1 rRNA gene is annotated in these 225 nt (G+C 57.3%); it reads left to right on the top strand.

Features of this window, described 5'->3' with window-relative positions:
• Nucleotides 1-225: ribosomal RNA gene (locus C442_RS22480) — 23S ribosomal RNA — on the top strand; the annotation flags it as partial.

Raw genomic sequence — 225 nt, 5'->3', positions numbered from 1 at the left:
GGAAACAGGTTAATATTCCTGTGCCATCATGCAGTGAAAGTTGACGCCCTGGGGTCGATCACGCCGGGCATTCGCCCGGTCGAACCGTCCAACTCCGTGGAAGCCGTAATGGCACGAAGCGGACGAACGGCGGTATAGGGAAACGTGATTCAACCTGGGGCCCATGAAAAGACGAGCATGATGTCCGTACCGAGAACCGACACAGGTGTCCATGGCGGCGAAAGC

It is taken from the genome of Haloarcula amylolytica JCM 13557 (genome assembly GCF_000336615.1).
GTDB classification, from domain to species: domain Archaea; phylum Halobacteriota; class Halobacteria; order Halobacteriales; family Haloarculaceae; genus Haloarcula; species Haloarcula amylolytica.
This window is presented reverse-complemented; position numbering and strand designations above follow the sequence as displayed.